The 22,850-nt window shown below is 72.0% G+C and carries 22 protein-coding genes and 1 pseudogene; 18 read left to right on the forward strand and 5 right to left on the reverse strand.

Annotated features, from left to right (window positions below; all coding sequences use genetic code 11):
• The first annotated feature begins 104 nt into the window (after window positions 1-104).
• The 4 genes from ACWDVW_RS12310 to ffh all read left to right on the forward strand — a co-directional run bounded on the left by ACWDVW_RS12310 (window position 105) and on the right by ffh (window position 5,966).
• Window positions 105-1,475, forward strand: a complete 1,371-nt coding sequence (locus ACWDVW_RS12310; protein WP_449947335.1) for an ammonium transporter — start codon at window positions 105-107, stop codon at window positions 1,473-1,475.
• Between the two features lie 25 nt (window positions 1,476-1,500).
• A complete protein-coding gene (locus ACWDVW_RS12315; RefSeq protein ID WP_176092961.1) occupies window positions 1,501-1,839 on the forward strand; it encodes a P-II family nitrogen regulator in 339 nt (112 codons plus the stop codon).
• Window positions 1,840-1,849: 10 nt separating this feature from the next.
• Window positions 1,850-4,258, forward strand: coding sequence for a [protein-PII] uridylyltransferase (locus tag ACWDVW_RS12320; protein WP_449947338.1), 2,409 nt, complete (start codon window positions 1,850-1,852; stop codon window positions 4,256-4,258).
• A gap of 163 nt (window positions 4,259-4,421) precedes the next feature.
• A complete protein-coding gene (ffh, locus tag ACWDVW_RS12325; RefSeq protein ID WP_350693655.1) occupies window positions 4,422-5,966 on the forward strand; it encodes a signal recognition particle protein in 1,545 nt (514 codons plus the stop codon).
• Here the strand turns inward: ffh and ACWDVW_RS12330 are convergent.
• From ACWDVW_RS12330 to ACWDVW_RS12345, 4 genes are all read right to left on the reverse strand, one after another.
• Window positions 5,935-7,245 (reverse strand): hypothetical protein, encoded by a 1,311-nt coding sequence (locus ACWDVW_RS12330; RefSeq protein WP_449947342.1) that lies wholly within the window; start codon window positions 7,243-7,245, stop codon window positions 5,935-5,937. The two genes, ffh and ACWDVW_RS12330, sit on opposite strands and share 32 nt — an antisense overlap.
• Entirely contained in the window at window positions 7,235-9,025 is a 1,791-nt protein-coding gene (locus ACWDVW_RS12335) for a hypothetical protein (protein WP_449947344.1), read from the reverse strand. The genes ACWDVW_RS12330 and ACWDVW_RS12335 overlap by 11 nt, the downstream gene beginning before the upstream one ends.
• Window positions 9,022-10,938 (reverse strand): NB-ARC domain-containing protein, encoded by a 1,917-nt coding sequence (locus tag ACWDVW_RS12340; RefSeq protein WP_449947347.1) that lies wholly within the window; start codon window positions 10,936-10,938, stop codon window positions 9,022-9,024. The genes ACWDVW_RS12335 and ACWDVW_RS12340 overlap by 4 nt, the downstream gene beginning before the upstream one ends.
• Before the next feature lie 257 nt (window positions 10,939-11,195).
• Window positions 11,196-11,522 (reverse strand): hypothetical protein, encoded by a 327-nt coding sequence (locus ACWDVW_RS12345; protein WP_449947350.1) that lies wholly within the window; start codon window positions 11,520-11,522, stop codon window positions 11,196-11,198.
• Window positions 11,523-11,699: 177 nt separating this feature from the next.
• Here ACWDVW_RS12345 and ACWDVW_RS12350 point away from each other — a divergent pair, with 177 nt between their 5' ends.
• The 13 genes and pseudogenes from ACWDVW_RS12350 (at window position 11,700) to ACWDVW_RS12410 (ending at window position 21,210) form a co-directional block, all read left to right on the forward strand.
• The gene (locus tag ACWDVW_RS12350; RefSeq protein WP_449947353.1) at window positions 11,700-12,779 is read left to right on the forward strand and encodes an amidohydrolase family protein; all 1,080 of its coding nucleotides are present in this window, start codon (window positions 11,700-11,702) and stop codon (window positions 12,777-12,779) included.
• Between the two features lie 175 nt (window positions 12,780-12,954).
• Window positions 12,955-14,361, forward strand: a complete 1,407-nt coding sequence (proS, locus tag ACWDVW_RS12355; protein WP_449947356.1) for a proline--tRNA ligase — start codon at window positions 12,955-12,957, stop codon at window positions 14,359-14,361.
• Between the two features lie 16 nt (window positions 14,362-14,377).
• A complete protein-coding gene (locus tag ACWDVW_RS12360; RefSeq protein WP_449947358.1) occupies window positions 14,378-15,025 on the forward strand; it encodes a DUF402 domain-containing protein in 648 nt (215 codons plus the stop codon).
• 251 nt (window positions 15,026-15,276) lie between these two features.
• Window positions 15,277-15,741 (forward strand): 30S ribosomal protein S16, encoded by a 465-nt coding sequence (gene rpsP / locus ACWDVW_RS12365; protein WP_449947361.1) that lies wholly within the window; start codon window positions 15,277-15,279, stop codon window positions 15,739-15,741.
• Between the two features lies 1 nt (window position 15,742).
• Entirely contained in the window at window positions 15,743-15,976 is a 234-nt protein-coding gene (locus tag ACWDVW_RS12370) for an RNA-binding protein (protein ID WP_117226727.1), read from the forward strand.
• Between the two features lie 2 nt (window positions 15,977-15,978).
• Entirely contained in the window at window positions 15,979-16,542 is a 564-nt protein-coding gene (gene rimM, locus ACWDVW_RS12375) for a ribosome maturation factor RimM (RefSeq protein ID WP_449947449.1), read from the forward strand.
• A gap of 17 nt (window positions 16,543-16,559) precedes the next feature.
• Window positions 16,560-17,333, forward strand: coding sequence for a tRNA (guanosine(37)-N1)-methyltransferase TrmD (gene trmD, locus ACWDVW_RS12380; RefSeq protein WP_449947364.1), 774 nt, complete (start codon window positions 16,560-16,562; stop codon window positions 17,331-17,333).
• 144 nt (window positions 17,334-17,477) lie between these two features.
• A complete protein-coding gene (gene rplS / locus ACWDVW_RS12385) occupies window positions 17,478-17,834 on the forward strand; it encodes a 50S ribosomal protein L19 (RefSeq protein ID WP_117226724.1) in 357 nt (118 codons plus the stop codon).
• A 183-nt stretch (window positions 17,835-18,017) separates the two neighbouring features.
• Window positions 18,018-18,889: pseudogene (lepB, locus tag ACWDVW_RS12390) on the forward strand (signal peptidase I).
• 9 nt (window positions 18,890-18,898) lie between these two features.
• A complete protein-coding gene (gene lepB, locus ACWDVW_RS12395) occupies window positions 18,899-19,534 on the forward strand; it encodes a signal peptidase I (RefSeq protein ID WP_131052215.1) in 636 nt (211 codons plus the stop codon).
• 61 nt (window positions 19,535-19,595) lie between these two features.
• Window positions 19,596-20,084, forward strand: a complete 489-nt coding sequence (locus tag ACWDVW_RS12400; protein ID WP_449947368.1) for an NUDIX hydrolase — start codon at window positions 19,596-19,598, stop codon at window positions 20,082-20,084.
• Window positions 20,078-20,890: a ribonuclease HII gene (locus ACWDVW_RS12405; RefSeq protein ID WP_449947371.1), complete on the forward strand. Its 813-nt coding sequence runs from the start codon at window positions 20,078-20,080 to the stop codon at window positions 20,888-20,890. Before ACWDVW_RS12400 ends, ACWDVW_RS12405 begins: the two co-directional genes overlap by 7 nt.
• Window positions 20,887-21,210 (forward strand): DUF2469 domain-containing protein, encoded by a 324-nt coding sequence (locus ACWDVW_RS12410; RefSeq protein ID WP_007075222.1) that lies wholly within the window; start codon window positions 20,887-20,889, stop codon window positions 21,208-21,210. Before ACWDVW_RS12405 ends, ACWDVW_RS12410 begins: the two co-directional genes overlap by 4 nt.
• 82 nt (window positions 21,211-21,292) lie before the next feature.
• Here ACWDVW_RS12410 and ACWDVW_RS12415 read toward each other — a convergent pair whose 3' ends face one another.
• Window positions 21,293-21,427 (reverse strand): hypothetical protein, encoded by a 135-nt coding sequence (locus ACWDVW_RS12415; protein WP_449947373.1) that lies wholly within the window; start codon window positions 21,425-21,427, stop codon window positions 21,293-21,295.
• A gap of 794 nt (window positions 21,428-22,221) precedes the next feature.
• On the opposite strand from ACWDVW_RS12415, the gene ACWDVW_RS12420 reads away from it, so the two are divergent.
• Window positions 22,222-22,830, forward strand: coding sequence for a murein hydrolase activator EnvC family protein (locus tag ACWDVW_RS12420; RefSeq protein WP_449947375.1), 609 nt, complete (start codon window positions 22,222-22,224; stop codon window positions 22,828-22,830).
• The last annotated feature ends 20 nt before the right edge of the window (window positions 22,831-22,850 follow it).

A 22,850-nucleotide genomic window follows, 5' to 3' on the forward strand; every position in this document is an offset into this window, starting at 1 on the left:
ACGTACGAAACAAGCCGTCACGGTTCGGAAACCACTCGGGGACCCTGGGTGAAACAGCCGACAATCAGGCTTCCGCGCAACCGGCGTACGGGCGATGCTGCGCGATGCCGGGAGGGAGGGAATACAACCCGAGAGGAGGCAGCGTGCCGGAGCTAGATTCTGGTGCCACCGCCTGGATTTTGACTTCTGCCGCCCTGGTGTTGCTCATGACGCCCGGCCTGGCGCTGTTCTACGGCGGCATGACGCGATCCAAGTCCGTGCTCAACATGATGATGATGAGCTTCGGGGCGATCGGCCTGGTCAGCCTGTTGTGGGTGTTCTACGGCTACAGCATCGCATTCGGCGACGACATTGGCGGGATCACCGGAGATCTCTCCTACGTCGGCCTTCGCGGCATGTTGGAGAGCGGCACCGAGGGCGGTATTCCCGACCTCCTGTTCGCCGGTTTCCAGTTGATGTTCGCGGTGATCACCGTCGCCCTGATCAGCGGCGCGATCGCCGACCGGGCCAAGTTCGGCCCGTGGCTGCTCTTCGCCGGCCTGTGGGCCACCCTGGTCTACTTCCCGGTCGCGCACTGGGTGTGGGGCGGCGGCTGGATCGGCGAGCTGGGCGTGCTCGACTTCGCCGGTGGCACCGCGGTGCACATCAACGCCGGTGCCGCGGCCCTGGCCCTGGCGCTCGTGCTCGGCCGACGGGTCGGCTGGCCCAAGGACAAGTTCAAGCCGCACAACCTGCCGATGGTGCTGCTCGGTGCGGCGCTGCTCTGGTTCGGTTGGTTCGGCTTCAACGCCGGCTCGGCGGGTGCCGCCGACGGCGCCGCAGCCGTCTCGCTGATCAACACGCAGGTCGCCACCGCTGCGGCGGTGCTCGGCTGGATCGTGGTGGAGTGGCTGCGCGACGGCAAGCCGACCACGCTCGGCGCGGCCTCCGGTGCGATCGCCGGCCTGGTCGGCATCACCCCCGCCTGCGCGTTCCTGGAGCCGCTGGGCGCGATCGCCCTCGGCCTCATCGCCGGTGCGGTCTGCGCGCTCGCCGTCGGCCTGAAGTACAAGCTCAAGTACGACGACTCGCTCGACGTGGTGGCCGTGCACATGGTCGGCGGCATCATCGGCTCGCTGCTCATCGGCTTCCTGGCCATTGAGGTGCTGGCCGGCGAGGGCAACGACGGTCTGCTCTACGGCGGCGGCATCAAGCTGCTCGGCCTGCAGGCGATCGGTGTGGTCGCGGTGCTGGCGTACTCGTTCGTGGTCGCGTACATCATCGGCTTCGCGATCGAGAAGACCATCGGCTTCCGGCTCAGCCCGGAGGCCGAGGTCGAGGGCATCGACAACGCCGAGCACGCGGAGAGCGCGTACGAGTTCAGCTCCACCAGTGGTGGCGGTGGCGGCGGGGCTTTCGCCGCCGCGGGCATCGCTCCGTCGGCCAAGCCGAAGAGTGAGCCCACCGAAGCGGTAAGCGAAAAGGTCGCCGGCTAACGTTCTCGGAATGGAGGGGTTGGACATGAAGCTGGTGACCGCGGTCATCAAGCCGCACCAGTTGGACGCCGTCAAGGAAGCCCTGCACACGCTGGGCGTGGCCGGGTTGACCGTGAGCGAGGTCCAGGGCTACGGACGGCAGAAGGGCCACACCGAGGTCTACCGGGGTGCCGAGTACACGGTCGAGTTCCTGCCCAAGATCCGGGTCGAGGTGCTGACCGACGAGATCGACGTCGACAAGATCGTCGACGCGGTGGTCGGCGCCGCCCGGACGGGCAAGATCGGTGACGGCAAGGTCTGGGTGACCGGAGTCGAGGAGGTCGTCCGGGTCCGCACCGGTGAGCGCGGCCTGGACGCCCTGTAGGACACCGTCGATGACCTCGTTGACCGGGAGGGCGGCCGTGGAGAGTGACGGCGGGACGACACCTCCGGTCGACGGGGTCGTCGGCGTACCGGCCGGGATCGGCGCCGCCGCGCGCCGGGCCCGGGCCGACGCGTACGACGCCTGGCTGGCCCGGCTGTTGCCGGACCGGCCGGGCGTCGCGCTGCTCGCGGTCGGCGGGCTGGGCCGACGGCAGTGCGCCCCGCACGGCGACCTCGACCTGGTGCTGGTGCACGCCGGGGTGCCCGGCGTCGACGAACTGGCCGCCTCGCTCTGGTATCCGATCTGGGACGCCGGCCTGCGGCTCGACCACTCGGTACGCACCGTGGCCGAGGCGCTGTCGGTCGCCCAGGACGACGTGAAGGTGGCCCTGGGCCTGCTCGACGCCCGCCTGGTCGCCGGTGACCCGGAACTCGCCGACACGCTGATCGCCAGCGCCGTCGACCACTGGCGGCGCACCGCCGTACGCCAACTGGCTCCGTTACGGGAGAGCGCGGCGACCCGCTGGCAGGCCCACGGCGAGCTGGCGTTCCTGCTCGAAGGCGACCTCAAGGAGGCGGCCGGCGGCCTGCGGGACGTCGGTATCCTCAAGGCCATCGCGCTCGCCGGCATCACCGACGCGCTACGGCCCGCCGTCCACGCTGCGCACCTGCGTCTGCTGGACACCCGCGACGCCCTGCACCACCAGCTCGGTCGACGGGTCGACCGGCTGCTCGCCCAGGAACGCGCCGGGGTGGCCGCGCTGCTCGGACTCCGGCAGGGGCCGGCCGAGAGCGAGGCGCGCCCGACTCTGGCCGACGCCACCGACGCCGCTCCGGTCTCGGACCGACGCGCGCAGGCCGAGGAGGGCGACGGTGACGCCCTGCTCCGCCGGGTGGCCGGCGACGCGCGCACCGTCAGCCACGCTCTCGACGACGCGTTCCGCGCCGCCGACCGGCTGCGTTCCGGCCGCCGTCGGGGTGCCGACGGTCGCCCGGTACGCCGTCCGGTCGCCCGGGACGTGGTCGAGCACGACGGGGAACTGGTGCTGGCCCGCACCGCCATCGGCGCCCGCCCCGACGCCAGTCTCTCGCTGCGGGTGGCCGCCGCCGCGGCGGTCACCGGGCTGCCGATCGCCCGGGCCACCTGTGAGTGGTTGGCCGCGTACTGCCCGCCGTTGCCGACGCCCTGGCCGGTCGAGGCGCGGGCCGCGCTGACCACGCTGCTGGGTGCGGGCGCGGGCCTGCTGCCGGCCTGGGAGACCTGCGACCGGTACGGCCTGATCGACGGCTGGCTGCCGGAGTGGACCCGGCTGCGCAGCCTGCCCCAGCACAACCCGGTGCACCGGTTCACCCTGGACCGGCACCTGGTGCAGACCGCGTACGAGGCCAGCCGGCACACCCGCGACGTGGATCGACCGGACCTGCTGCTGCTCGGCGCGTTCCTGCACGACATCGGCAAGGGCCTGCCAGGCGACGGTGCCGCCGGGCGGCCCGGCAGGCACGAGCCTGCCGGCACCGTCGCAGATCACTCGACCGTGGGTGCGCCGATCGCCGAGGCGATGGCCACCCGGATCGGTCTGCCCGAGGCGGAGGCGGCGCTGATCGGCACGCTGGTCCGGCTGCACCTCGTGCTGCCCGAGGTGGCCACCCGGCGGGACCTCGCCGACCCGGTCACCATCTCCCGGGTGGCCGAGGCGGTCGGTGACGTGGCCACCCTCGACCTGCTCTACGCACTGGTCCGCGCGGACGCCGCCGCCACCGGACCGGGTGCCTGGTCGGACTGGAAGGGGCGGCTGGTCGCCGAGTTGGTGGCCCGGGTCCGCACCACGCTCGACACCGGCACCGTGCCGCAGCCACCGGCACCCGATCCGGCGCTGGTGGCGGGGCCGCTGCCGGTCGTACACCTGACCGGGGACCGGGTGGCGGTGGCCGCGGCGGACCGGCGGGGCCTGCTCGCGACGGTGGCCGGTTGCCTGGCGCTGCACCGGCTGGAGGTGCTCGCCGCCGACGCGTCGACGGTGGACGGCCGGGCCCTGGTGGAGTGCCGGGTGCAGCCGCGCTACGGGTTGGCGCCGGATCCGGTCGCGCTCACCGCGGACCTGCGCCGGGCGGTCGGCGGCGACGTGTCGGTGACGCAGCGCCTGCGCGGGCGGGCCGGACGGGGCACCGGGGCCGAGCCCCGGGTGGTCTGGCACCGGGACGCGGCCACCGACGCCGTGCTGCTGGAGTTGCGTGCCGCCGACGCGGCGGCCCTGCTCTATCGGGTGACCACCGCGCTGGACGCGGCCGGTGCGCAGGTCCGGGCGGCCCGGATCGCCACCCTCGGCGGGGACGTGGTGGACGTCTTCTATCTCGTCGGCTCGTGGCCCTCGGACGCCGAGCGTGACCGCCTTGGAAGCGCCGTGCTCGGGGCGGTGTAAGGAAGGGCCCCCTACTAACGCCTCGTGTATAGGAGGGGTCCCCTCCTCACATCCAAGGCGGCGTGGAGCGGGGGTTCCGGCGGCCGGATACGCTAACGGTGGTCGGAGCGCTCATTCGGCCCCACTCGTGCTCGCCGGAACCACTGACAAACGGGATGTTCGTGTGTTTGACACCTTGAGTGACCGCCTCTCCGGGATCTTCACCAAGCTCCGCGGCAAGGGACGCCTCACCGACGCCGACATCGACGCGACCGCGCGCGAGATCCGTCTCGCGATGCTGGAGGCCGACGTCGCCCTGCCGGTGGTCAAGGGCTTCATCGCGAACATCAAGGAGCGGGCCCGGGGGGCGGAGGTCTCCCAGGCGCTCAACCCGGCGCAGCAGATCATCAAGATCGTCAACGAGGAGCTGGTCGCGGTCCTCGGCGGAGAGGGGCGTCGGCTCCAGTTCGCCAAGCAGCCGCCGACGGTGATCATGCTCGCCGGCCTCCAGGGTTCCGGCAAGACCACCCTCGCCGGCAAGCTGGCCCGCTGGCTGCGGACCCAGGGCCACCAGCCGCTGCTGGTCGCCGCCGACCTCCAGCGCCCCAACGCCGTCGGGCAGCTCCAGGTGCTCGGTGGCCGGGCCGGTGTCGAGGTGTACGCCCCGGAGCCCGGCAACGGCGTCGGTGACCCGGTGCAGGTGGCGAAGGCCTCCATCGAGCACGCTCGGCGGTCGGCGCGGGACGTGGTCATCGTCGACACCGCCGGTCGGCTCGGTATCGACGCGGAGATGATGCAGCAGGCCGCGGACATCCGGGACGCGGTCGAGCCGGACGAGGTCATCTTCGTCATCGACGCGATGGTCGGTCAGGACGCGGTGCGGACCGCCGAGGCGTTCCGTGACGGCGTCGGCATCACCGGCGTGGTGCTGTCCAAGCTCGACGGCGACGCGCGCGGTGGTGCCGCGCTGTCGGTCCGCGAGGTGACCGGGCAGCCGATCCTCTTCGCCTCCACCGGCGAGAAGCTGGAGGACTTCGACGTCTTCCACCCCGACCGGATGGCCAGCCGGATCCTCGGCATGGGCGACGTCCTCACTCTGATCGAGCAGGCCGAGGCGGCCTTCGACACCGATCAGAAGGAGAAGATGACCGCCAAGCTGATGGGCGGTGAGCAGTTCACCCTGGAGGACTTCCTCGACCAGCTCATCGCGGTACGCCGGATGGGCCCGATCGCCAACGTGCTGGCCATGATGCCGGGCATGGGGCAGGTCAAGGACCAGCTCGCCGAGCTGGACGACAAGCACTTCGACCGGATCACCGCCATCATCCGCTCGATGACCCCGGCCGAGCGCACCAACCCGAAGATCATCAACGGCTCCCGGCGGGCCCGGATCGCCAACGGTTCCGGCGTCACGGTGATGGACGTCAACCAGTTGCTCAACCGCTTCACCGACGCGCAGAAGATGATGAAGCAGATGGGCGGCATGATGGGCCTGCCCGGCGGTGGCCGGCGCAAGGCGACCAAGAGCCCGAAGAACAAGCGCAAGGGCACCAAGGGCGGCAACCGGCCGCGCACCGGCGCCGGGATGCCCGGTGGCTTCCCGGGCGGCATGCCGCAGCTCCCGCCGGGGATGAACCCGGACGACCTGGCTGCCGGCCAGGGCCTGCCGCCGGGCTTCAAGCTGCCGAAGATCGACTTCAACAAGCTGGGTAAGCGGGACAAGCCCTAGCGCGGTCCGGCCGGGGCGAGGCGCCCGGCCACCGGTCGAAGTAGAACGGCAGCCACCGCAGACAGTGCCGCGCGAACGGCGTGGCGGCGGGGCAGACGCGCCTGCTGAACCCGGACAGCAGCACGGTGTCCAGGGGAGCGGTCCCGTGGAACAGGCCCACCGTGGTGCTGAACACGCCGCGCCGGATCGCCGCCTCGACGCCGCTGGTCAGCACACCGGCGTCCAGGGCGTCCTCGTCGGCCGACCGGCGCAGGAGTTCACCCGCCACGGCGGGCAGGACGTTGTGGCACAGCACGGTGACCAGCTTCGGGTTGGGCGACAGGTCGATCACCGGGGACCGGTAGCCGGTCCGGTTGACGTACGCCTCGGTGAAGGGCAGCAGGACACGCGTCGTCCCCCAGTCGGCGACCAGCCGGGCCGCTGTCGCCGACGATTCGGCGACGAGACGCAGGTGCGTGGCGAGCAGCGCGTACTGGAGGCGGGGCCGGCGGGCCAGCCGCTGTGCCAGGCGCAGTTCCTCGTCGGAGAAGCAGAGCCGACCGAGCATGCAGAGACGGGCCAGATCCCGGACCTCGGCCTCGGTGAGGCGGGCGTCGGTGTCGCGGGCGTCGGCGTCGGGGTGGTGGGTGTCGGTCGGCTCGGCAGGCGGCGGCGTGTCGGCGACGGGCTGCGGCGGACGCCGTCCGAGGCGGCCGGAGGCGAGCGCCTCGTGGAACGCCGCCAGGACGGCGCCGACCTCCGGGCGTACGTCCTCGGGGGGTCCGTCCTCGGGCCCCCGGCACTGCGTGACGAGATCCCGCCAGTGCGTCGAGAGCAGGTGCAGCACCTGCCGGCACGACTCGGCCGGCGACGTGCCCGATGCGGTCAGACGGTCGATACTCCGGAGCAGGTGACCGGCGGGGGAGTCGACCGCGATCGTGTCGCGGGCCCGCGCCGTCGCGGCGGAGGTGCTGCGCTCGGTGGAGACGGTGAAGTAGTCGTCCAACGCGTCGTGGTCCGCCGCCCCGAAGTGCACCGCCATCGGCTTGGCCCGGGTGACCCGCTGCCAGTAGTGCTCCCGCAGCGCCGCCGGGTCGTCCAGGAGCGGGCCGAGATGATCCGGAGCCGGGTCACCGCGCACCAGAGCACTGCGGACGAGCGACCGTACGAAGTGGTCGTTCTCGGCGACGACACGACCCGGGGCGCTGCGCAGCCACACCTCGGAGGCCAGTTTGGCGGTCTGCATCTCCTCGTTGACGTGCCGCAGGTAGCCGTCGAGTCGCCGCCGGTCAGGCCGCATCGGCGTCCCGACCGCCCGGTCCGGCCGCGTCGGCGCGCCGAGGTGTCGGTCTGGTCGCATCGGCGTCCCGACCGGCCGGTCCGGCGTCGGCGCGCTGATCCAGGAACTCCGGTGCCACCAGCGCGGCGTACCGCGCGAACAGCCGTGCCGTGACCTGACGCGTGTCGTCGTCGAGCACGAGCAGGTCAGCGGCGAGCGCGGCGCTGAGCGCACCGAATCCGCTGGCGGTGACCAGCGAGTCCAGGTCGTCGACCCGCCGCGCGGTGCGTTCGAGGTCCAGCACGAAGCGGTGCAGCGAGTCGGTCACCCGGCGGCCGTCGGTCGGCCCCCAGGCCGGATGGACGCGCCCGGACGGCGCGGCACGCGGTATCGCCGTTTCGAGGACGCCGAGACAGCGGCACAACTCCGCCACCGCCTCGTCGTGCGATCCCGGGTCGGGTACGGGTGCACCCTGTTGTATCCAGTCGGCCCGCGACCGGGTCAGACAGTCGAGGATCTGCTCCGGTGCCATCTCCCGGATGACTATTCGGGTGCGCTTGCGGACCTCCTCGCTCATGTCCGCGTACAACGGCATGTTCAGGGGGCCCTGGAGGTCGTACCGCATCCGCCGGACCAGGCGCTCGGCGGCGGGTTCGGCGGCGTCGCCGGCCAGGTCGGCCTCGCGGAGCCGGTTCAGCGTGACTCCCGCGCTCTGGCGGTCGTACCAGGTACGCAGTGCCGCACCCGACAGGAGATGACGGTCGGTGTCGACCACCAGGCCGGGGCGGGCGAGCGACTGCCGCAGCGCGTCGACGATGCGGGCGACCTCGCCCCGGAGCAGGTCCAGGAAGCTCGGCCCGGCGGCTCCCGCCAGCAGGAACCGGTCGAGGTCCGAGCCGGCCAGGTCCGGTACGCCGAGCTGGTCGGTGCCGTCGTCGACCCGGTGGAAGGACGCCATGATCGCGCTGCGCGGCGCGCCGGTCGAGGTCCGGTAGCGGTGATGGACCACCCGACTCGCGGCGAAGATCGTGTGACAGGGGGCGGTCAGGTCTTCGAGGTGGACGACGCGTGGCTGCCGGTCGTCGAAGAAGCGGGCCTGGGCGGCCAGCGCCTCGTCGACCCGGGCCCGGGTCGGGAAGATGCAACTGTCCTCGTCACTGGAGGCGTCGCCGTCCGCGTCGACGAAGCACTGCCGGAAGAGCCGGTTCGTCCGGGGCAGGTAGGTGAGTCCCTGCCCGGCGGGGCCACGATCCGTGCCCAACGTCCAGGTCACGATCACCTTGAACTCGTCCATGAACGGGTTGTTGTCGATGTGCAGGGTGTTGTCCCGGGCGACCACGTCGACTGGCTGGGTGTCCTTGGCCCGCAGGTCCACGATCTTCACCGGCCCACCGAGGGCGTGGGCGACGAGCGCGACCAGCAGCGGGTGGGCGAACGTCTCCCGGAAGTGCGGATCGTCGAGCAGCAGCGGCGAGTGACTCGCGTTCAGGTAGTTGTGCAGGGTGCCCCGGCTGCCCTTGGCGCTCATCTCCGCGTCGTACGCGGTGCGGGCCGCCTCGAAGCGGGACGTGGACAGCAGACCGGCGAAGCTGAGCGCGCCCTCACCACGCAGGTCGCGACTCAGGGCGACGAACGCCGCGGTGAGCCGTACGCCGTCCTCCTCGCTCCGACACGCCTGCCCGACGAGTGCCTCGACGTCGCGACGGAACTCCTCGGCGGCCTCCGGCCGGCGCAACTGGCGGTACGCCTGCGGGCTCGCCAGCTCGTCGGCCGGCACGAGCGGCGAGTACCTGGCGCTCACGGCGCGGTCGTCCCGACCGTGAGCGTCGACCGGGTCAGGTCGGGATGGCGTTCCAGACGTGCCAGGGCGCGGCGGACCTCGTCGCCGGCGCCCTCGTCGCCCAGCTCGGTGTAGGCGTTCGCCAACTGTCCGAGGATCGTCCGCACCGACCGCACGTTGCCGAGCGAGTCCTCCACCCGCCACGCCCGCTCCCACCAGGTGCACGCCTGCTCCAGGTCACCGGTGCGCAGACTGACGTCGCCGAGCAGACGCAGCGCCAGGGCCCGGCCGTAGGCGTTCTGCGCGTCCTCGCAGATCGACAGGCTGCGTACCCCGAGGGCGTGTGCCCACCAGTGGTGACCCGTCTCGGTGAGCGCGCGGGCGGCGTCGTACAGACCGCGCGCCTCGCGTACCGGCTTGCCCGTCCGGCGCGACTCCCGGGCCGCACGCAGGCCCCACCGCAACGCCTCGACGTACTCGCCGGAGCGCAGCGCGAGTTCGGCCATGGCGTGCTGGGCGGAGGCCACCCCGCTGTCGTCGTGCTGCGCGGCGTCCAGCGCCATCGAGGCACGTAACTCCGCCTTCGCGGCGTCCAGCCGCCCGACGTCGGCGAGGGCCCGGCCGAGAGCCCGGCGGGACAACGCCTCCATCGCCGGGTCCCCGGCGACCGCCGCGGCGACCGCCGCCTCCTGGACGGCCAGTGTCCTGGTCACGTCCTGCCGCCAGTACAGGAACGTGTTCACCGAGCGGGCGAAGCGGGTGACGAACGTGAAGTCCCCGGCGGCCGTCGCCTCCTCGACAAGGAAGGTCAGCGACGGCGTCAGCGACTCGAACCAGGCCAGGGCCTCGGCCACGTCGAAGGGGGCGGCGTCGGCCAGGTCGGCTGTCTCCCGGTCCAGCGGCGACGGGTGCCGGTTGGGGTCGATGGCCCGGTCGGCGGCGTGGCTGAGCGCCAGGTGGACGACGCGGACGCGGCGCGCGTACGCCTGCTGCTCCTCGTCGTTCATCACCAGGGCGCGTGTCTCGGTCAGGTACGCCTTGATGATGTCGTGCATGCGGTATCGCCCCACCCCGATCTCGTCGACCAGGGAGGCCAGGCAGAGGGACTGGAGCAGACGGTCGCAGTCGCGCCGGGGCAGGTCGAGGATCAACGAGAGGACCGACAGCGAGCAGTCGGTGCTCGGCAGCATCGACGCGACGTAGAGGACGCGCTTGGCCGGCGCGTCCAGGTCCTCGACCGACCAGGAGATCACCCGTCCCACCTCGATGCCCAGCCCGGCCCCGTCGAGGAAGCGCAGCGGATTGCGGTCCGACTCGATGCCCAGCATCGCGTCGCGTACCGTCCAGCTGCTGTGGATGGCGAGCTTGGCCGAGACGATGGCGAGCGCCAACGGGTGTCCCTCCAGGAGTTCGACGATGCGGCGGGCGCTGCGGTCGCCCCGCTCGACCCGGACGAACCCGACCCGTTCGGCGAGGAGCTCGACCCCCTCGTCCGTGGTCAGCAGCGGAAGCTTGAGCACCTTGGCCTCGTGCCGGACGCTCATCTCGGGGATGGCGCGGCGGCTGGTGACCACCAGCCCCGACCCGTACCCGGGCACCAGGTCGCGCACCTGGTCGTAGGAGCCCACGTTGTCGACGATGACGAGGCACCGTCGGCCGGCGGTGGCGGACCGGAACACGCTGCCCCACTCGTCCTCGTTGTCCGGCAGGTCGCCTCGGGTGATCCCGAGCGTGGCCAGGAACGTGCGGACCGCGTCCCGGGCCTCGACCCGTGGCGTGCCGGAGTACGCCCGCATGTCGACGAAGAACTGACCGTCGGGATAGTTGTCGATGCGCGAGCTCGCCCAGGCCAGGGCGAGGGTGGTCTTTCCCGAGCCGGCCAGTCCCCAGAGCATGCAGGACCGGGACCCGGGTTCGCCCATGGCCTCGTCCATCGCCTGAAGGAGATGATGCCGGCCGACGATTCTTCCGATTCCACCGGGAAGCATGCGTGGAATTTCCGCCGACCACATCGTCGACCGCGATTGTTGGACGTAGATCGCCCCGGACGTCCCCACCTGGAGTACCTGGTTGGCGGTGAGTTCCTTGGCGACGTTGCGCGGCGTGTTCTCGTCAGCGGGGACCATACCTGCGCCCTTTCCGGCAACGGATTCCTGGCGTCGATCGGAGGCTTCCGGCTCGGGTCCGCTGGTCACATGGTGACGTCGCCGACCTGCTGGGCCTGGATCAGCTTGCCCACCGTGCTGGAGGTGACCGAGTTGACCGCGCCGGTCGACACCGACACCTGCCGGAGCGCCTCCAGGAGCCGGGGATCCTCGGCCGCGTACGCCGAGAGCACCTCGACCAGTCGCGCGGTGTCCTCGTCGGACGGAACCCGGTGCGCGGTCCGCTCCAGGGCCCCGACGACCTCGTCCGGCTCGTTGCGGCGAAGGAATCGTTGTCGAATGGCGTCGACGACGGCTGCTCCGGAACCTTCGGCGATCTTGAGTAGTGCGGCGGAAACGATTGCCTCGATCATTTCGCGGCTCCTACGGTCGAGGAACGGCACACCCGTTTGACGCGAGGCAAAGATTACCGACCGACGTGACCACAAGAAAGCCTCGTTCGTGTCGATCCTCGATCGGAGAAACAATTTCGCGGGCTCTCCACCTGCCCTGACAGCCGCGAGCGCGGCGTGATCGGGTAGGACTGTCCCATGGCTCTGCACGTGCGTGGTGTGCTCCTGCCCGACGACGAGGTACGCGACCTGTGGCTGGTCGGCGACCGGGTCACCTTCGATCCGGTGCCCGGCGCCGAGACGGTGGTCGACGGCGGTTTCGTGCTGCCCGGGCTGGTCGACGCGCACTGCCACATCGGCATCGCCCGGGGCGGTACGCCGATCGCCTCGCTCGACCACGCCCGCGCGTTGGCCCGTACCGACCGGGACGCCGGTGTCCTCGCGATCCGCGACGCCGGTTCGCCCTTCCCGTACCCGGAGCTGGAGGACGAGCCCGACCTGCCGCGACTGGCCCGCGCGGGTCGACACGTCGCACCGCCCAAGCGGTATCTGCGGGACATCGGGATGGAGGTCGACGCGGCCGAGGTCACCGCCGCCGTGACGGCGCAGGCCGCCGCCGGCAACGGCTGGGTCAAGCTGGTCGGCGACTGGATCGACCGGGGCGTCGGCGACCTGGCGCCGGCCTGGGACGCGGCGACGATGACCGCCGCGGTGGCCGCCGCGCACGCCGCCGGGGTGCGCGCCGCCGTGCACACCTTCAGCGAGTCCGCCGTGGAGATCATGGTGCGGGCCGGGGTGGACTCGGTGGAGCACGGCACCGGGCTGAGCCTCGACCTGATCGACCTGATGGCCCGGCAGGGCACCGCGCTGATCCCCACCATGATCAACATTCGGACCTTCGGCGGCATCGCCGACCAGGCCCGACCCAAGTTCCCCGGGTACGCCGACCACATGATCGCCCTACGTGACCGCTTCCCGCAGGTGGTGCGCGCCGCGTACGAGGCCGGGGTGCCGATCTACGTGGGCACCGACGCGGGCGGCGGCATCGACCACGGCCTCGCCGTCGAGGAGATGCTGCTGCTGCACGAGCAGGCCGGCATGTCCCGCACGGACGTGCTCGCCGCCGCCTCCTGGGGCGCCCGCGCCTGGCTGGGCTTCCCCGGCCTGGTCGAGGGCGGCCTGGCCGACCTCTCCGTCTATCCGGAGGACCCCCGCCGAGACCTGAACGCCCTCCGCGCCCCCGCCCGCCTCATCCTCCGCGGCCACATCCTCCGCTGACCCCCACCCCCACCCCCACCCCACCCCACCCCCACCCCACCCGGTCGGGGTCGCGGTCGATCAAGAAGTTCGGGTCGGGTTCCGCGCCTGACGGCGACCTGAACCTCTTGATCAACTCGGGATGGTGGGGTGGGAGCGGGGGAGGGGGCGGGAGGGGCGCATAGGATGTGCGGTCATGGCGCGTGTGCTGACTCCCCGGGCGGAGGACTTTCCCCGCTGGTACCAGGACCTCATCGCTAAGGCGAAGCTGGCCGACAACGGGCCGGTGCGGGGGACCATGGTGATCCGACCGGCCGGCTATGCCATCTGGGAGCGGATGCAGGCCGAGATGGACGACCGGATCAAGGCGGCCGGGGCGGAGAACGCGTACTTCCCGCTGTTCATCCCGGAGAGCTACCTCAAGCGTGAGGCCGAGCACGTCGAGGGCTTCTCGCCGGAGTTGGCGGTGGTCACCCACGGTGGCGGCAAGCAGTTGGCCGAGCCGGTCGTGGTGCGCCCCACCAGCGAGACGGTGATCGGCGAGTTCATGGCCAAGTGGATCGACTCGTACCGGGACCTGCCGCTGCTGCTCAACCAGTGGGCCAACGTGGTCCGGTGGGAGTTGCGGCCCCGGGTATTCCTGCGCACCAGCGAGTTCCTCTGGCAGGAGGGACACACCGCGCACGCCACCCGCGCCGACGCCCGCGCGTACGCCCGCCAGATCCTGCACGAGGCGTACGAGGACCTGATGGTGAACGTCCTCGGCATCCCGGTGGTGGTCGGGCTCAAGACGGCCCGCGAGCGCTTCGCCGGGGCCACCGCCACGTACACCTGCGAAGGCATGATGGGCGACGGCAAGGCGCTCCAGCTCGGCACCAGCCACGAGCTCGGGCAGAACTTCGCCAAGGCGTTCGACATCAGCTACTCCTCCGCCGAGGGCGGCCGGGAACACGCCTGGACCACCTCCTGGGGCACCTCCACCCGGATGCTCGGCGGCCTGATCATGTGCCACGGCGACGACAACGGACTGCGGGTGCCGCCGAAGCTGGCGCCGGTGCAGGCGTACGTCATGGTGGTCAAGGACGGCGACGGCGTCGGCGCGGCGGCGACCAAGCTCCGCGACGCGCTGCGCGACGCCGGTGTCCGGGTCACGCTCGACGACCGCACCGACACCCCGTTCGGCCGCCGGGCCGTCGACGCCGAACTGCGCGGCTACCCGGTACGCGTCGAGGTCGGCCCGCGCGACCTGGCCGCCGGGAACGCGGTCGTGGTGCGGCGTACCGACGGTTCGAAGGCGCCCACGCCCGTCGCCGACGTGGTCGGTGCGGTACTCGCCGCCCTGGAGGCCGACCAGCAGTCCCTGCACGACCAGGCGCTGGCCTTCCGCCAGTCGCGCACGGTCGAGGTGGCGACCCTGGACGAGGCGCTGGAGGCGGCGGGCACCGGCTGGGCCCGGGTGCCGTGGTCGGCGGTCGGCGTCGAGGGCGAGGCGAAGGCCAACGCGCAGGGCGTGACCGTCCGCTGCCTGGTCCGCGCCGACGGCTCGGTGCCGGACACCGAGGACGAGCCCGACCTGGTCGCCATCCTGGCCCGCGCGTACTGAGGCACCGGTCACGACGGTGAGATTCCAGCCGGGCCGCCTGATCGTGCACCGCAACGTCCGGCGGGGCCGGATCGGGTGGGTGCGCCCGATGCGCGTGGTCAGTGACGACGAGCGCGGGCTGCTCCTCTGGCTGGCCCGGGACACGGCGGTGGCCGGCGAGGTCACCGAGGCCGGCGTGGGCATGCGGGGCGTCCCGTTCGCCGAGTGGATCGTGTCGACGTACCGGCTGTCGACCGGCCGGTGGATGGGACCACCGCTGCTGAAGTTCCTGCCGACGGGCGCCGCCCACTCGGTCTGGTGGTTCCAGGACGCGCAGGGGTGCTTCGCCCACTGGTACGTGAACCTGGAGGAGCCCGGGGTCCGCTGGGACGACGGCGACCTGGCCGGCGTCGACATCGTGGACCAGGACCTCGACGTGGTGGTGCGCCCCGACCTGAGCTGGGAGTGGAAGGACGAGGACGAGTTCACCGAGCGGCTCGCCTTCCCGGAGCACTACTGGGTGTCGGACGAGGCGGCGGTACGGGCCGAGGGCAAGCGGGCCATCCGGACCGCCGAGGCGGGCGGATTCCCGTTCGACGGCACCTGGTGCGACTTCGCCCCGCAGGCGGAGTGGACCGTCCCGCCGGAGTTGCCGTCCGGCTGGGACCGCCCGCCGGCCCGCTGACCGCTTCCGGGTGTGATCTGGATCACGTTCGAGTGGTCGTCGGTGTCGGTGGCAGGTCCGGTGTGAGGGATCCGGGACCGATCTGGCAGAATGGCTGGCTGGTATCCGGCGCGTGTCCGGCGCCCTCTAACCCGGGCGCGTCGCCAGTCCACCCGAGCGGTCTCCGGCCCAACCCCACTGTGCCGGTCGGCGTTCACCCATGCACACCGCCCATACCGGGCCGGTGATATCGCAACAGGAGCGAAACAACCGTGGCCGTAAAGATCCGGCTCCTGCGGATGGGCAAGATCCGCAACCCGCAGTACCGCATCGTCGTCGCCGACTCGCGCACCAAGCGCGACGGCCGGGCGATCGAGTTCGTCGGGATCTACCAGCCGAAGGAAGACCCTTCGGTGATCGAGGTCAAGTCGGAGCGGGTCCAGTACTGGCTGTCCGTCGGCGCCCAGCCGAGCGAGGCGGTGCAGCGGCTGCTGGAGCTGACCGGTGACTGGCAGAAGTACAAGGGCCTGCCGGCCCCGCCGCCGCTGAAGGTCGCCCCCGAGCGGGCCGACCGCAAGGCGGCGTACGAGGCCGAGGCGAAGGCCGCCGCCGGCCTGGCCGAGGCGCCGGCCAAGCCGGCGAAGAAGGCTGCCAAGGCCGCCGAGGCGAAGGCCGCCGAGGCCGAGGCCCCGAAGGCCGAGGAGCCCGCCGCCGCCGAGTCCGGCGAGCAGGCCTGACATGGCGCTGCGGCCGGCGTTGGAGCACCTGGTCAAGGGCATCGTCGACCACCCCGAGGACGTGCGCGTCCGGATGGTCGACTCCCGTCGGGGCAAGCGGCTCGAAGTCCGCGTGCACCCCGAGGACCTGGGCACCGTGATCGGGCGGTCCGGCCGGACCGCCAAGGCGCTGCGCCAGGTGATCGGCTCCATCGGTGGGCGCGGCGTGCGCGTCGACATCGTCGACTCGTACTGATGCTGCTCATCGTCGGCAGGATCGGCAAGCCGCACGGCATCCGTGGTGAGGTCACCGTGGAGGTGCGGACGGACGAGCCCGAGACGCGGTTCGCCCCCGGCATGGTGTTGACCACCATGGCGGGGGCGAAGGCCGCGAACGGACGAGGCGCTGCGCCTGCCGCTCCCGGAGTGCCCTTCGAGGTGCCCGACGAGTTGACCGTGGAGTCGGCCCGTTGGCACCAGGGGCGGATGCTGGTCGCCTTCGAAGGGGTGCTGGACCGCGACGTCGCGGAGGTGTTGCGCGGCACCCTGATCGCGGTGGACAGCGCCGGCGTCGCCCCGCCGGAGGACCCGGAGGAGTTCCTCGACCATCAGCTGGTGGGTCTGGCCGTGGTCACCCCCGACGGCGAGCGCCTCGGCGAGGTGGCCCGGATCGACCACGCTCCCGCCTCCGACCTGCTGGTGCTGCGCCGCCCCGAGGGCGGCACCGCGCTGATCCCGTTCGTCAAGGAGATCGTCCCCGAGGTCGATCTCGCCGGTGGTCGTGTCGTGGTCGACCCGCCCGGCGGCCTGCTCGACCTGTAGACCCGGGAGCACCCCTGATGCGCGTCGACATCGTGTCGATCTTCCCGGAGTACTTCGCCCCGCTGGACCTGTCGCTGGTCGGCCGGGCCCGGACCAACGGCACGCTGCGGCTGGCCGTACACGACCTGCGGACGTGGACGCACGACGTGCACCGCACCGTCGACGACACCCCGTACGGCGGCGGGCCCGGCATGGTGATGCGGCCCGAGCCCTGGGGCGCGGCGCTGGACGCGCTGGCCCCGCCGGAGGCGCCCCCGCCCCGCCTGCTGGTGCCCTCCCCGGCCGGCGTGCCGTTCACCCAGGCGCTGGCGCACGAGCTGGCCGCCGAGCCGCGCCTGCTGTTCGCCTGCGGCCGGTACGAGGGCATCGACCAGCGGGTACTCGACCACGCCGCGACCCGGATGCCGGTCACCGAGGTCAGCCTCGGCGACTACGTGCTCTTCGGTGGCGAGGTCGCGGTGCTGGTGATCCTGGAGGCGGTGACCCGCCTGCTGCCCGGCGTGCTCGGCAACACCGGCTCGCTGGACGACGAGTCGCACGCGCACGGGCTGCTCGAAGCGCCGATGTACACCAAACCGGCGACCTGGCGGGAGCTGGAGGTGCCGGCGGTCCTGCGCTCCGGCGACCACGGCCGGATCGCCCGCTGGCGTCGGGACGAGGCGCTGGCGCGGACCGGTCGACGTCGTCCGGACATGCTCGCCGCGATCGACCCGAGCAGCCTCGACAAGCGGGACGTCGCGGCGTTGGACCGGGCCGGATTTCAGGTGCCCGGGGCGGATGTGGCAAAGTAGGGGGGTTGCCGCAGACGCCTACGCCGTGGGCGGCTGCGAGGATCCCCGACCGGGGTCGGTTCCGGCCGGCCACCACCCGGAGATCAGTATCACCCATCCGCGCGCCGAGTGACGGTGCGCCGTGAGCCTCACGAGGACACCACGATGAACATCCTGGACGCCCTTGACGCCCAGTCGAAGCGCACCGACCTCCCCGACTTCCGTGCCGGTGACACCGTCAAGGTGCACGCCCGCGTCGTCGAGGGCAACCGGTCCCGGGTCCAGATCTTCCAGGGCGTCGTCATCCGCCGCCAGGGCGACGGGCTGCGCGAGACGTTCACCGTCCGCAAGCTCAGCTTCGGTGTGGGTGTCGAGCGGACCTACCCGATCAACAGCCCGGCCATCGACCGGATCGAGGTCGTGGTCCGTGGTGACGTCCGCCGGGCCAAGCTCTACTACCTGCGTGAGCTGCGGGGCAAGAAGGCCAAGATCAAGGAGCTGCGCGAGAAGCAGCCGAGCTGACATCGCGCTCCGCCACGCCGCCCGAGCTGCGCGTATGCCGTACCGGTCAGACCGCACTACCCTGGTCGGTACGGGCGCAGCGGGGCGGTGATCCGCCGGACAGGCGGATGGACCCCACTGCCGCCCGGGAGGTCTCGACGAGACTTCCGGGCGGTAGTCGTTTCTGCGGACCGGGGAGTGGGCGTGGTGCAGGCGCTTGACGACAGCGGCGCGGTCGATCCGTGGCGGCGACGCACCCGTCGCAGCAAACCGCAGATGCCGCTCTGGCAGGAGCTGCCGCTGCTGCTCGTCGTCGCGTTCTGCCTCGCGGTGCTGATCCGCACCTTCCTGCTCCAGGCGTTCTTCATCCCCTCCGGGTCGATGGAGGACACGCTGCTGGTCAATGACCGGGTGCTGGTCAACAAGGTTGTCTACACCATGCGCGACCCGGAACGCGGCGAGGTGGTCGTCTTCCGCGGCACCGAGGAGTGGGTGCCACAGGTCGACACGCAGCCGCCCACCGGCTTCGCCGACAAGCTCGGTCGCACCATCGGTGACCTGGTCGGCGTCGGCCGGCCCGGTGAGAAGGACTTCATCAAGCGCGTCATCGGGCTGCCCGGCGACCGGGTGAGCTGCTGCGACGACCAGGGTCGGGTGCTGGTCAACGGCACCCCGCTGGACGAGTCGGCCTACGTGCTGCGGGACTCTCCGCTGGACCTGCCGCCGAATCCGGAGGAGTGCCGGTCCCGCCGGTTCGAGGAGATCGTCGTACCACCCGGGCAGATCTTCGTGCTGGGTGACCATCGCCTGGTCTCGCAGGACGCCCGCTGCCAGGGCCCGGTGCCGATCGACAACGTGGTGGGCCGGGCGTTCGCGGTGGTCTGGCCGTCGGACCGCTGGCACTCGCTGCCGATCCCGGAGACGTTCGCCAGCGTCGCCCCAGCCGACGGTGCCGACGGTGCCGCGCCGCCGGTCCGACCCACGCCGGTGGGGGACGTCGTCCTGATCCTCCCGATCGCGGCCACGCTGACCGTTCTCGCGCGTTCCGGACGGTGGTCCTCGACCCGGCAACGTAGGCTCCTTCCGTGATTGACGAGCAGACCGACAAGTCGCGCCACTCGTTCTGGAAGGAACTGCCCATCCTTCTGGGGGTGGCGATCGTGGTCGCGGTACTGGTGCGAGCCTTCGTACTGCAGACCTTCTTCATCCCCTCGCCGTCGATGGAGAACACTCTCAAGATCGACGATCGGGTGCTGGTCAACAAGCTGGTGTACAACTTCCGGTCACCGCACCGGGGCGAGGTCATCGTCTTCAAGGCGCCGGTCGAGTGGAGCGGCAACCCGGCGGGGGAGGACTTCATCAAGCGCGTGATCGGCGTCGGCGGCGACCGGATCGTCTGCTGCGACGACCAGGACCGGCTGACGATCAACGGCACGCCGCTGGACGAGCCGTACATCTTCTCCTTCGACGGACGGCGCGACAAGCCGGCGGACCAGGAGTTCGACGTGCAGGTGCCGCCGGGCCGGCTCTGGGTGATGGGCGACCACCGGTCCGCCTCGGGCGACTCGCTGGAGCACTACCAGCAGTCCGGGCAGAACATCGACACGGCCACCATCCCCGAGCAGGACGTGGTGGGTCGAGCCTTCACGATCTTCTGGCCGGTCGACCGGGCCACCCTGCTGACCGTGCCCGAGCAGTTCGAGTCGATCCCGCAACCCTGACCTCGGGCGCCCGGCAACGGGTGGCGTGGGAGTTGTCGGCGGGGTCTGGCAGGCTATTGCCGTGACGGTCTATACCCCGAGGCGCGCTGCCCGCGTGCTCCTGGTCGACGCGGTGGGCAGGTTGCTGCTCTTCCGTGGCGTCGACCCGGCCCGACCGGAGCACGGCCGCTGGTGGTTCACCGCCGGCGGTGGCCTCGACCCCGGGGAGACGTACGCCGAGGGCGCCGCCCGTGAGCTGGCCGAGGAGACCGGATTGCGGCTGTCCGTGGCCGAGATCGGCGAGCCGGTGCACGCCGACCTGATCGAGTTCCCCTTCGACGGGGTGTGGTACCGGCAGGAGCAGCAGTTCTTCCTCGTGCGGGTGGCGGCGCACGAGGTCGACACCGCGGGCTTCAACGAGATCGAGCGGGGCAGCGTGGACGGCCACCGGTGGTGGTCGGCGGCGGAGCTGGCCGGCACCGACGAGCGGTACTACCCGCAGGACCTGCCGCAGTTGCTGGCCCGGGTGCTCGCCCCCGGTTCGCCCCGGACCTCGGGTGCGGCATGCTGACCCCGCCCCGCACCGTGGTACGCCGCGACGCCGGTCTCTACGCGCTGGAACGCGCCCTGCAACGACGGGGCTTCCGACACGTCGCCGGTGCCGACGAGGCCGGTCGGGGCGCCTGCGCCGGGCCGCTGGTGGCCGCCGCCGCGATCCTGCCGGAGGGGCGACGCGGCGAGGTCGACGGGCTGGCCGACTCCAAGCTGCTCACCCCGGCCAGCCGGGAGCGGGTGTACGACGAGGTCGTCGCGCGTGCCCTGGCGTACGCGGTGGTGGTCGTCCCGGCCGAGGAGGTCGACGCCCGGGGGCTGCACGTGTGCAACCTGGCCGCCATGCGTCGGGCGCTCGCCTCGCTGACGGTGCGCCCGGAGTACGTGCTGACCGACGGGTTCGGCGTGGACGGTCTGGGCGTGCCCGGTCTGGCGGTCTGGAAGGGCGACCGGGTGGCCGCCTGTGTGGCGGCGGCGAGCGTGCTCGCCAAGGTCACCCGGGATCGGATCATGGTGGAGCTGGACGGGGTGCATCCCGGCTACGGATTCGCCGAGCACAAGGGGTACGTCACCGCGGAGCACAGCGCGGCGTTGCGCGACCGTGGGCCGTGCCCGCAACACCGGTTCTCGTACGTCAACGTGGCCGCCGTCTCGGGGCGGGACGGGCGGCCGCCACGCTCCCGGCGGCCGCTGGGTGCAAGCCCGGACGAGCCGATGGAGCGCTCAGCCGCCGTAGGGGGTACCGTCGGCGTGGCGTTGGGCGAGCAGCCTCGGCCTCCGGCGTCGGTGGGGGAAGATGTGGTCATGGAAGGCGGAGTGCGATGAGCGCGGAAGATCTCGAGAAGTACGAGACCGAGATGGAGCTCCAGCTCTACCGGGAGTACCGCGACATCGTCCGTCAGTTCTCCTACGTGGTGGAGACCGAGCGCCGGTTCTACCTGGCGAACCAGGTCGACCTGCACGTGCGTAACTCCGACGGCGAGGTCTACTTCGAGGTCGAGATGCACGACGCGTGGGTGTGGGACATGTATCGTCCCGCCCGGTTCGTGAAGAACGTTCGAGTGATGACGTTCAAGGACGTCAACGTCGAGGAGTTGGAGAAGCCGGACATCTCCCTCCCCGCCGACTCCGGCTTCGGCGGCTGACCCGCACGTCCCCGCCCGTACGTCCGGCCCGGACGGGCATCGCCGGTGACCCCCACCGCCGCGATCCGTCCACCGTGTCCGGTCAGCGGTCGACGTCGTCGGTCGGCCGCCCGGTGAACTCGAACATCGTCACCCCGCTCGGCAGCGGGCGGGGCGTACCGAGGAACCGGTGCACACCCACCCCCACCCCGTCCGCCGGCCCGTGCCACCGCCGCACGTGCCACCTCGACGTTGCGCGGATCGAGCTCCACCAGCCGGGCGGTCACGTCGCCGCCACGCGGGTGCGTCGCCAGCACCGGAATCAGGTCACGTCCCTGACCGGCGCAGAGACTGACCGCCCGCAGAGGCCCGGGCCGTGCCGCGTCCAGCGCCGCGCCGACGTGGGTACGCACCTCCGCCAGCCGCCGGGACAGCGGCGAGGCGGGGTCGGTGTACTGGTCGTGCCAGGCGTACCAATCGCGCGTCATCCCGTCGAGCCTAGGCCCGCCGGGCCATAGCAGATCAGCTCCTCCGGCGTGGGTTGTCCACAGGACGTCCCGCTGTCCACAGGCGAGGCGCGCGGGGCGGCGGGCCCGCGTCCGTCCGGTCAGGATCGCCGACATGCCCATCCGGTCACTGATCAGACTCGTCCCTTACGCTTCGGCGTCTCCTGTCCCGGTGCGGTCTGCCCTGGTGTGGTCTGCCGTGGTGTGGTCCGCCGTGGTGCGGTCTGCCGTGGTGCGGTCCGCCTTGGTGCCGCGTGCCTCGGCGTGGTTCGCCTCGCTGTGGTCCGGCTCGGCGGCTGGTTCGGGCGGGCGGGTGTCGGCGCGGGGTGGCGAGGTTGTGCCATCTCTTGCCGCGCGGGTGCGGCCGACGGTCACTCTGCGTCCCACTGCGTGCCGGTGTCCCGTCGTACGACCGGCAGGTGCGGCACGCCCGCGCTCGGCGGCCCGGCGCGGTGGCAGGCGGGGTGTCCTGCTCGCCGGTGTCGTCGCGCTGCTGCCGGTCCTGGCATCGCCAGCGGTCGCGGTCATGCCGCGTGCGGCTCCGGTGCGGACCGGGCCCGCGGCCGTCCCGCCTGTTGGCGCGCCAGTTCCGGACCTGCCGTCTGCGGCTGCCACATCGCCCGCGCCAGCCGTTTCGCCTCCGGTCGTGCCGTTCCGGGCTGCTCCGGAACGGCCGGTGGAGACCGGGCGGTTCAGGTGGCCGGTCGACGGTCGACCGCACCCGGTGCGTCGGTTCGATCCGCCGCCCCGCCCGTGGTTGCCCGGTCATCGCGGGGTCGACCTGCTCGCTCCGGCCGGTGCGACGATCCGGGCCGCCGGCACCGGCACGGTCCTGTTCGCCGGCATGGTCGCCGGCCGCCCAGTGCTCTCCGTGGCGCACCCGGACGGCCTGCGCACCACCTACGAGCCGGTCCGGGCGGACGTCACGGTCGGCACGTCGGTGTCGGCGGGAACCGCGCTGGGCACCCTGCTGCCCGGCCACGCCGGTTGCCCCGAGGCGGCGTGCCTGCACTGGGGGCTACGCCGGGGCGACGACTACCTCGACCCGCTGGCGCTGCTCGGTCTCGGTCGATCCCGCCTGCTGCCGCTCGACCCGGACCCGGCCGCCGTCATGTTCCGTGGCGGGGGCGGATGATCCCAGGCGCGACCACCCGG

Source organism: Micromonospora sp. NPDC003241 (genome assembly GCF_053589795.1).

Coding starts and splice junctions, on each gene's coding strand:
- trmD (WP_449947364.1), top strand. CDS start 16,560: ATGCGCGTCGACATCGTGTCGATCTTCCCGGAGTACTTCGCCCCGCTG.
- rplS (WP_117226724.1), top strand. CDS start 17,478: ATGAACATCCTGGACGCCCTTGACGCCCAGTCGAAGCGCACCGACCTC.
- ACWDVW_RS12315 (WP_176092961.1), top strand. CDS start 1,501: ATGAAGCTGGTGACCGCGGTCATCAAGCCGCACCAGTTGGACGCCGTC.
- ACWDVW_RS12420 (WP_449947375.1), top strand. CDS start 22,222: ATGCCGCGTGCGGCTCCGGTGCGGACCGGGCCCGCGGCCGTCCCGCCT.
- ACWDVW_RS12310 (WP_449947335.1), top strand. CDS start 105: ATGCCGGGAGGGAGGGAATACAACCCGAGAGGAGGCAGCGTGCCGGAG.
- ACWDVW_RS12370 (WP_117226727.1), top strand. CDS start 15,743: ATGGCGCTGCGGCCGGCGTTGGAGCACCTGGTCAAGGGCATCGTCGAC.
- ACWDVW_RS12345 (WP_449947350.1), bottom strand. CDS start 11,522: ATGATCGAGGCAATCGTTTCCGCCGCACTACTCAAGATCGCCGAAGGT.
- ACWDVW_RS12410 (WP_007075222.1), top strand. CDS start 20,887: ATGAGCGCGGAAGATCTCGAGAAGTACGAGACCGAGATGGAGCTCCAG.
- ACWDVW_RS12350 (WP_449947353.1), top strand. CDS start 11,700: ATGGCTCTGCACGTGCGTGGTGTGCTCCTGCCCGACGACGAGGTACGC.
- ACWDVW_RS12330 (WP_449947342.1), bottom strand. CDS start 7,245: ATGCGGCCTGACCGGCGGCGACTCGACGGCTACCTGCGGCACGTCAAC.
- proS (WP_449947356.1), top strand. CDS start 12,955: ATGGCGCGTGTGCTGACTCCCCGGGCGGAGGACTTTCCCCGCTGGTAC.
- ACWDVW_RS12320 (WP_449947338.1), top strand. CDS start 1,850: ATGACCTCGTTGACCGGGAGGGCGGCCGTGGAGAGTGACGGCGGGACG.
- ACWDVW_RS12405 (WP_449947371.1), top strand. CDS start 20,078: ATGCTGACCCCGCCCCGCACCGTGGTACGCCGCGACGCCGGTCTCTAC.
- ACWDVW_RS12340 (WP_449947347.1), bottom strand. CDS start 10,938: ATGGACGAGGCCATGGGCGAACCCGGGTCCCGGTCCTGCATGCTCTGG.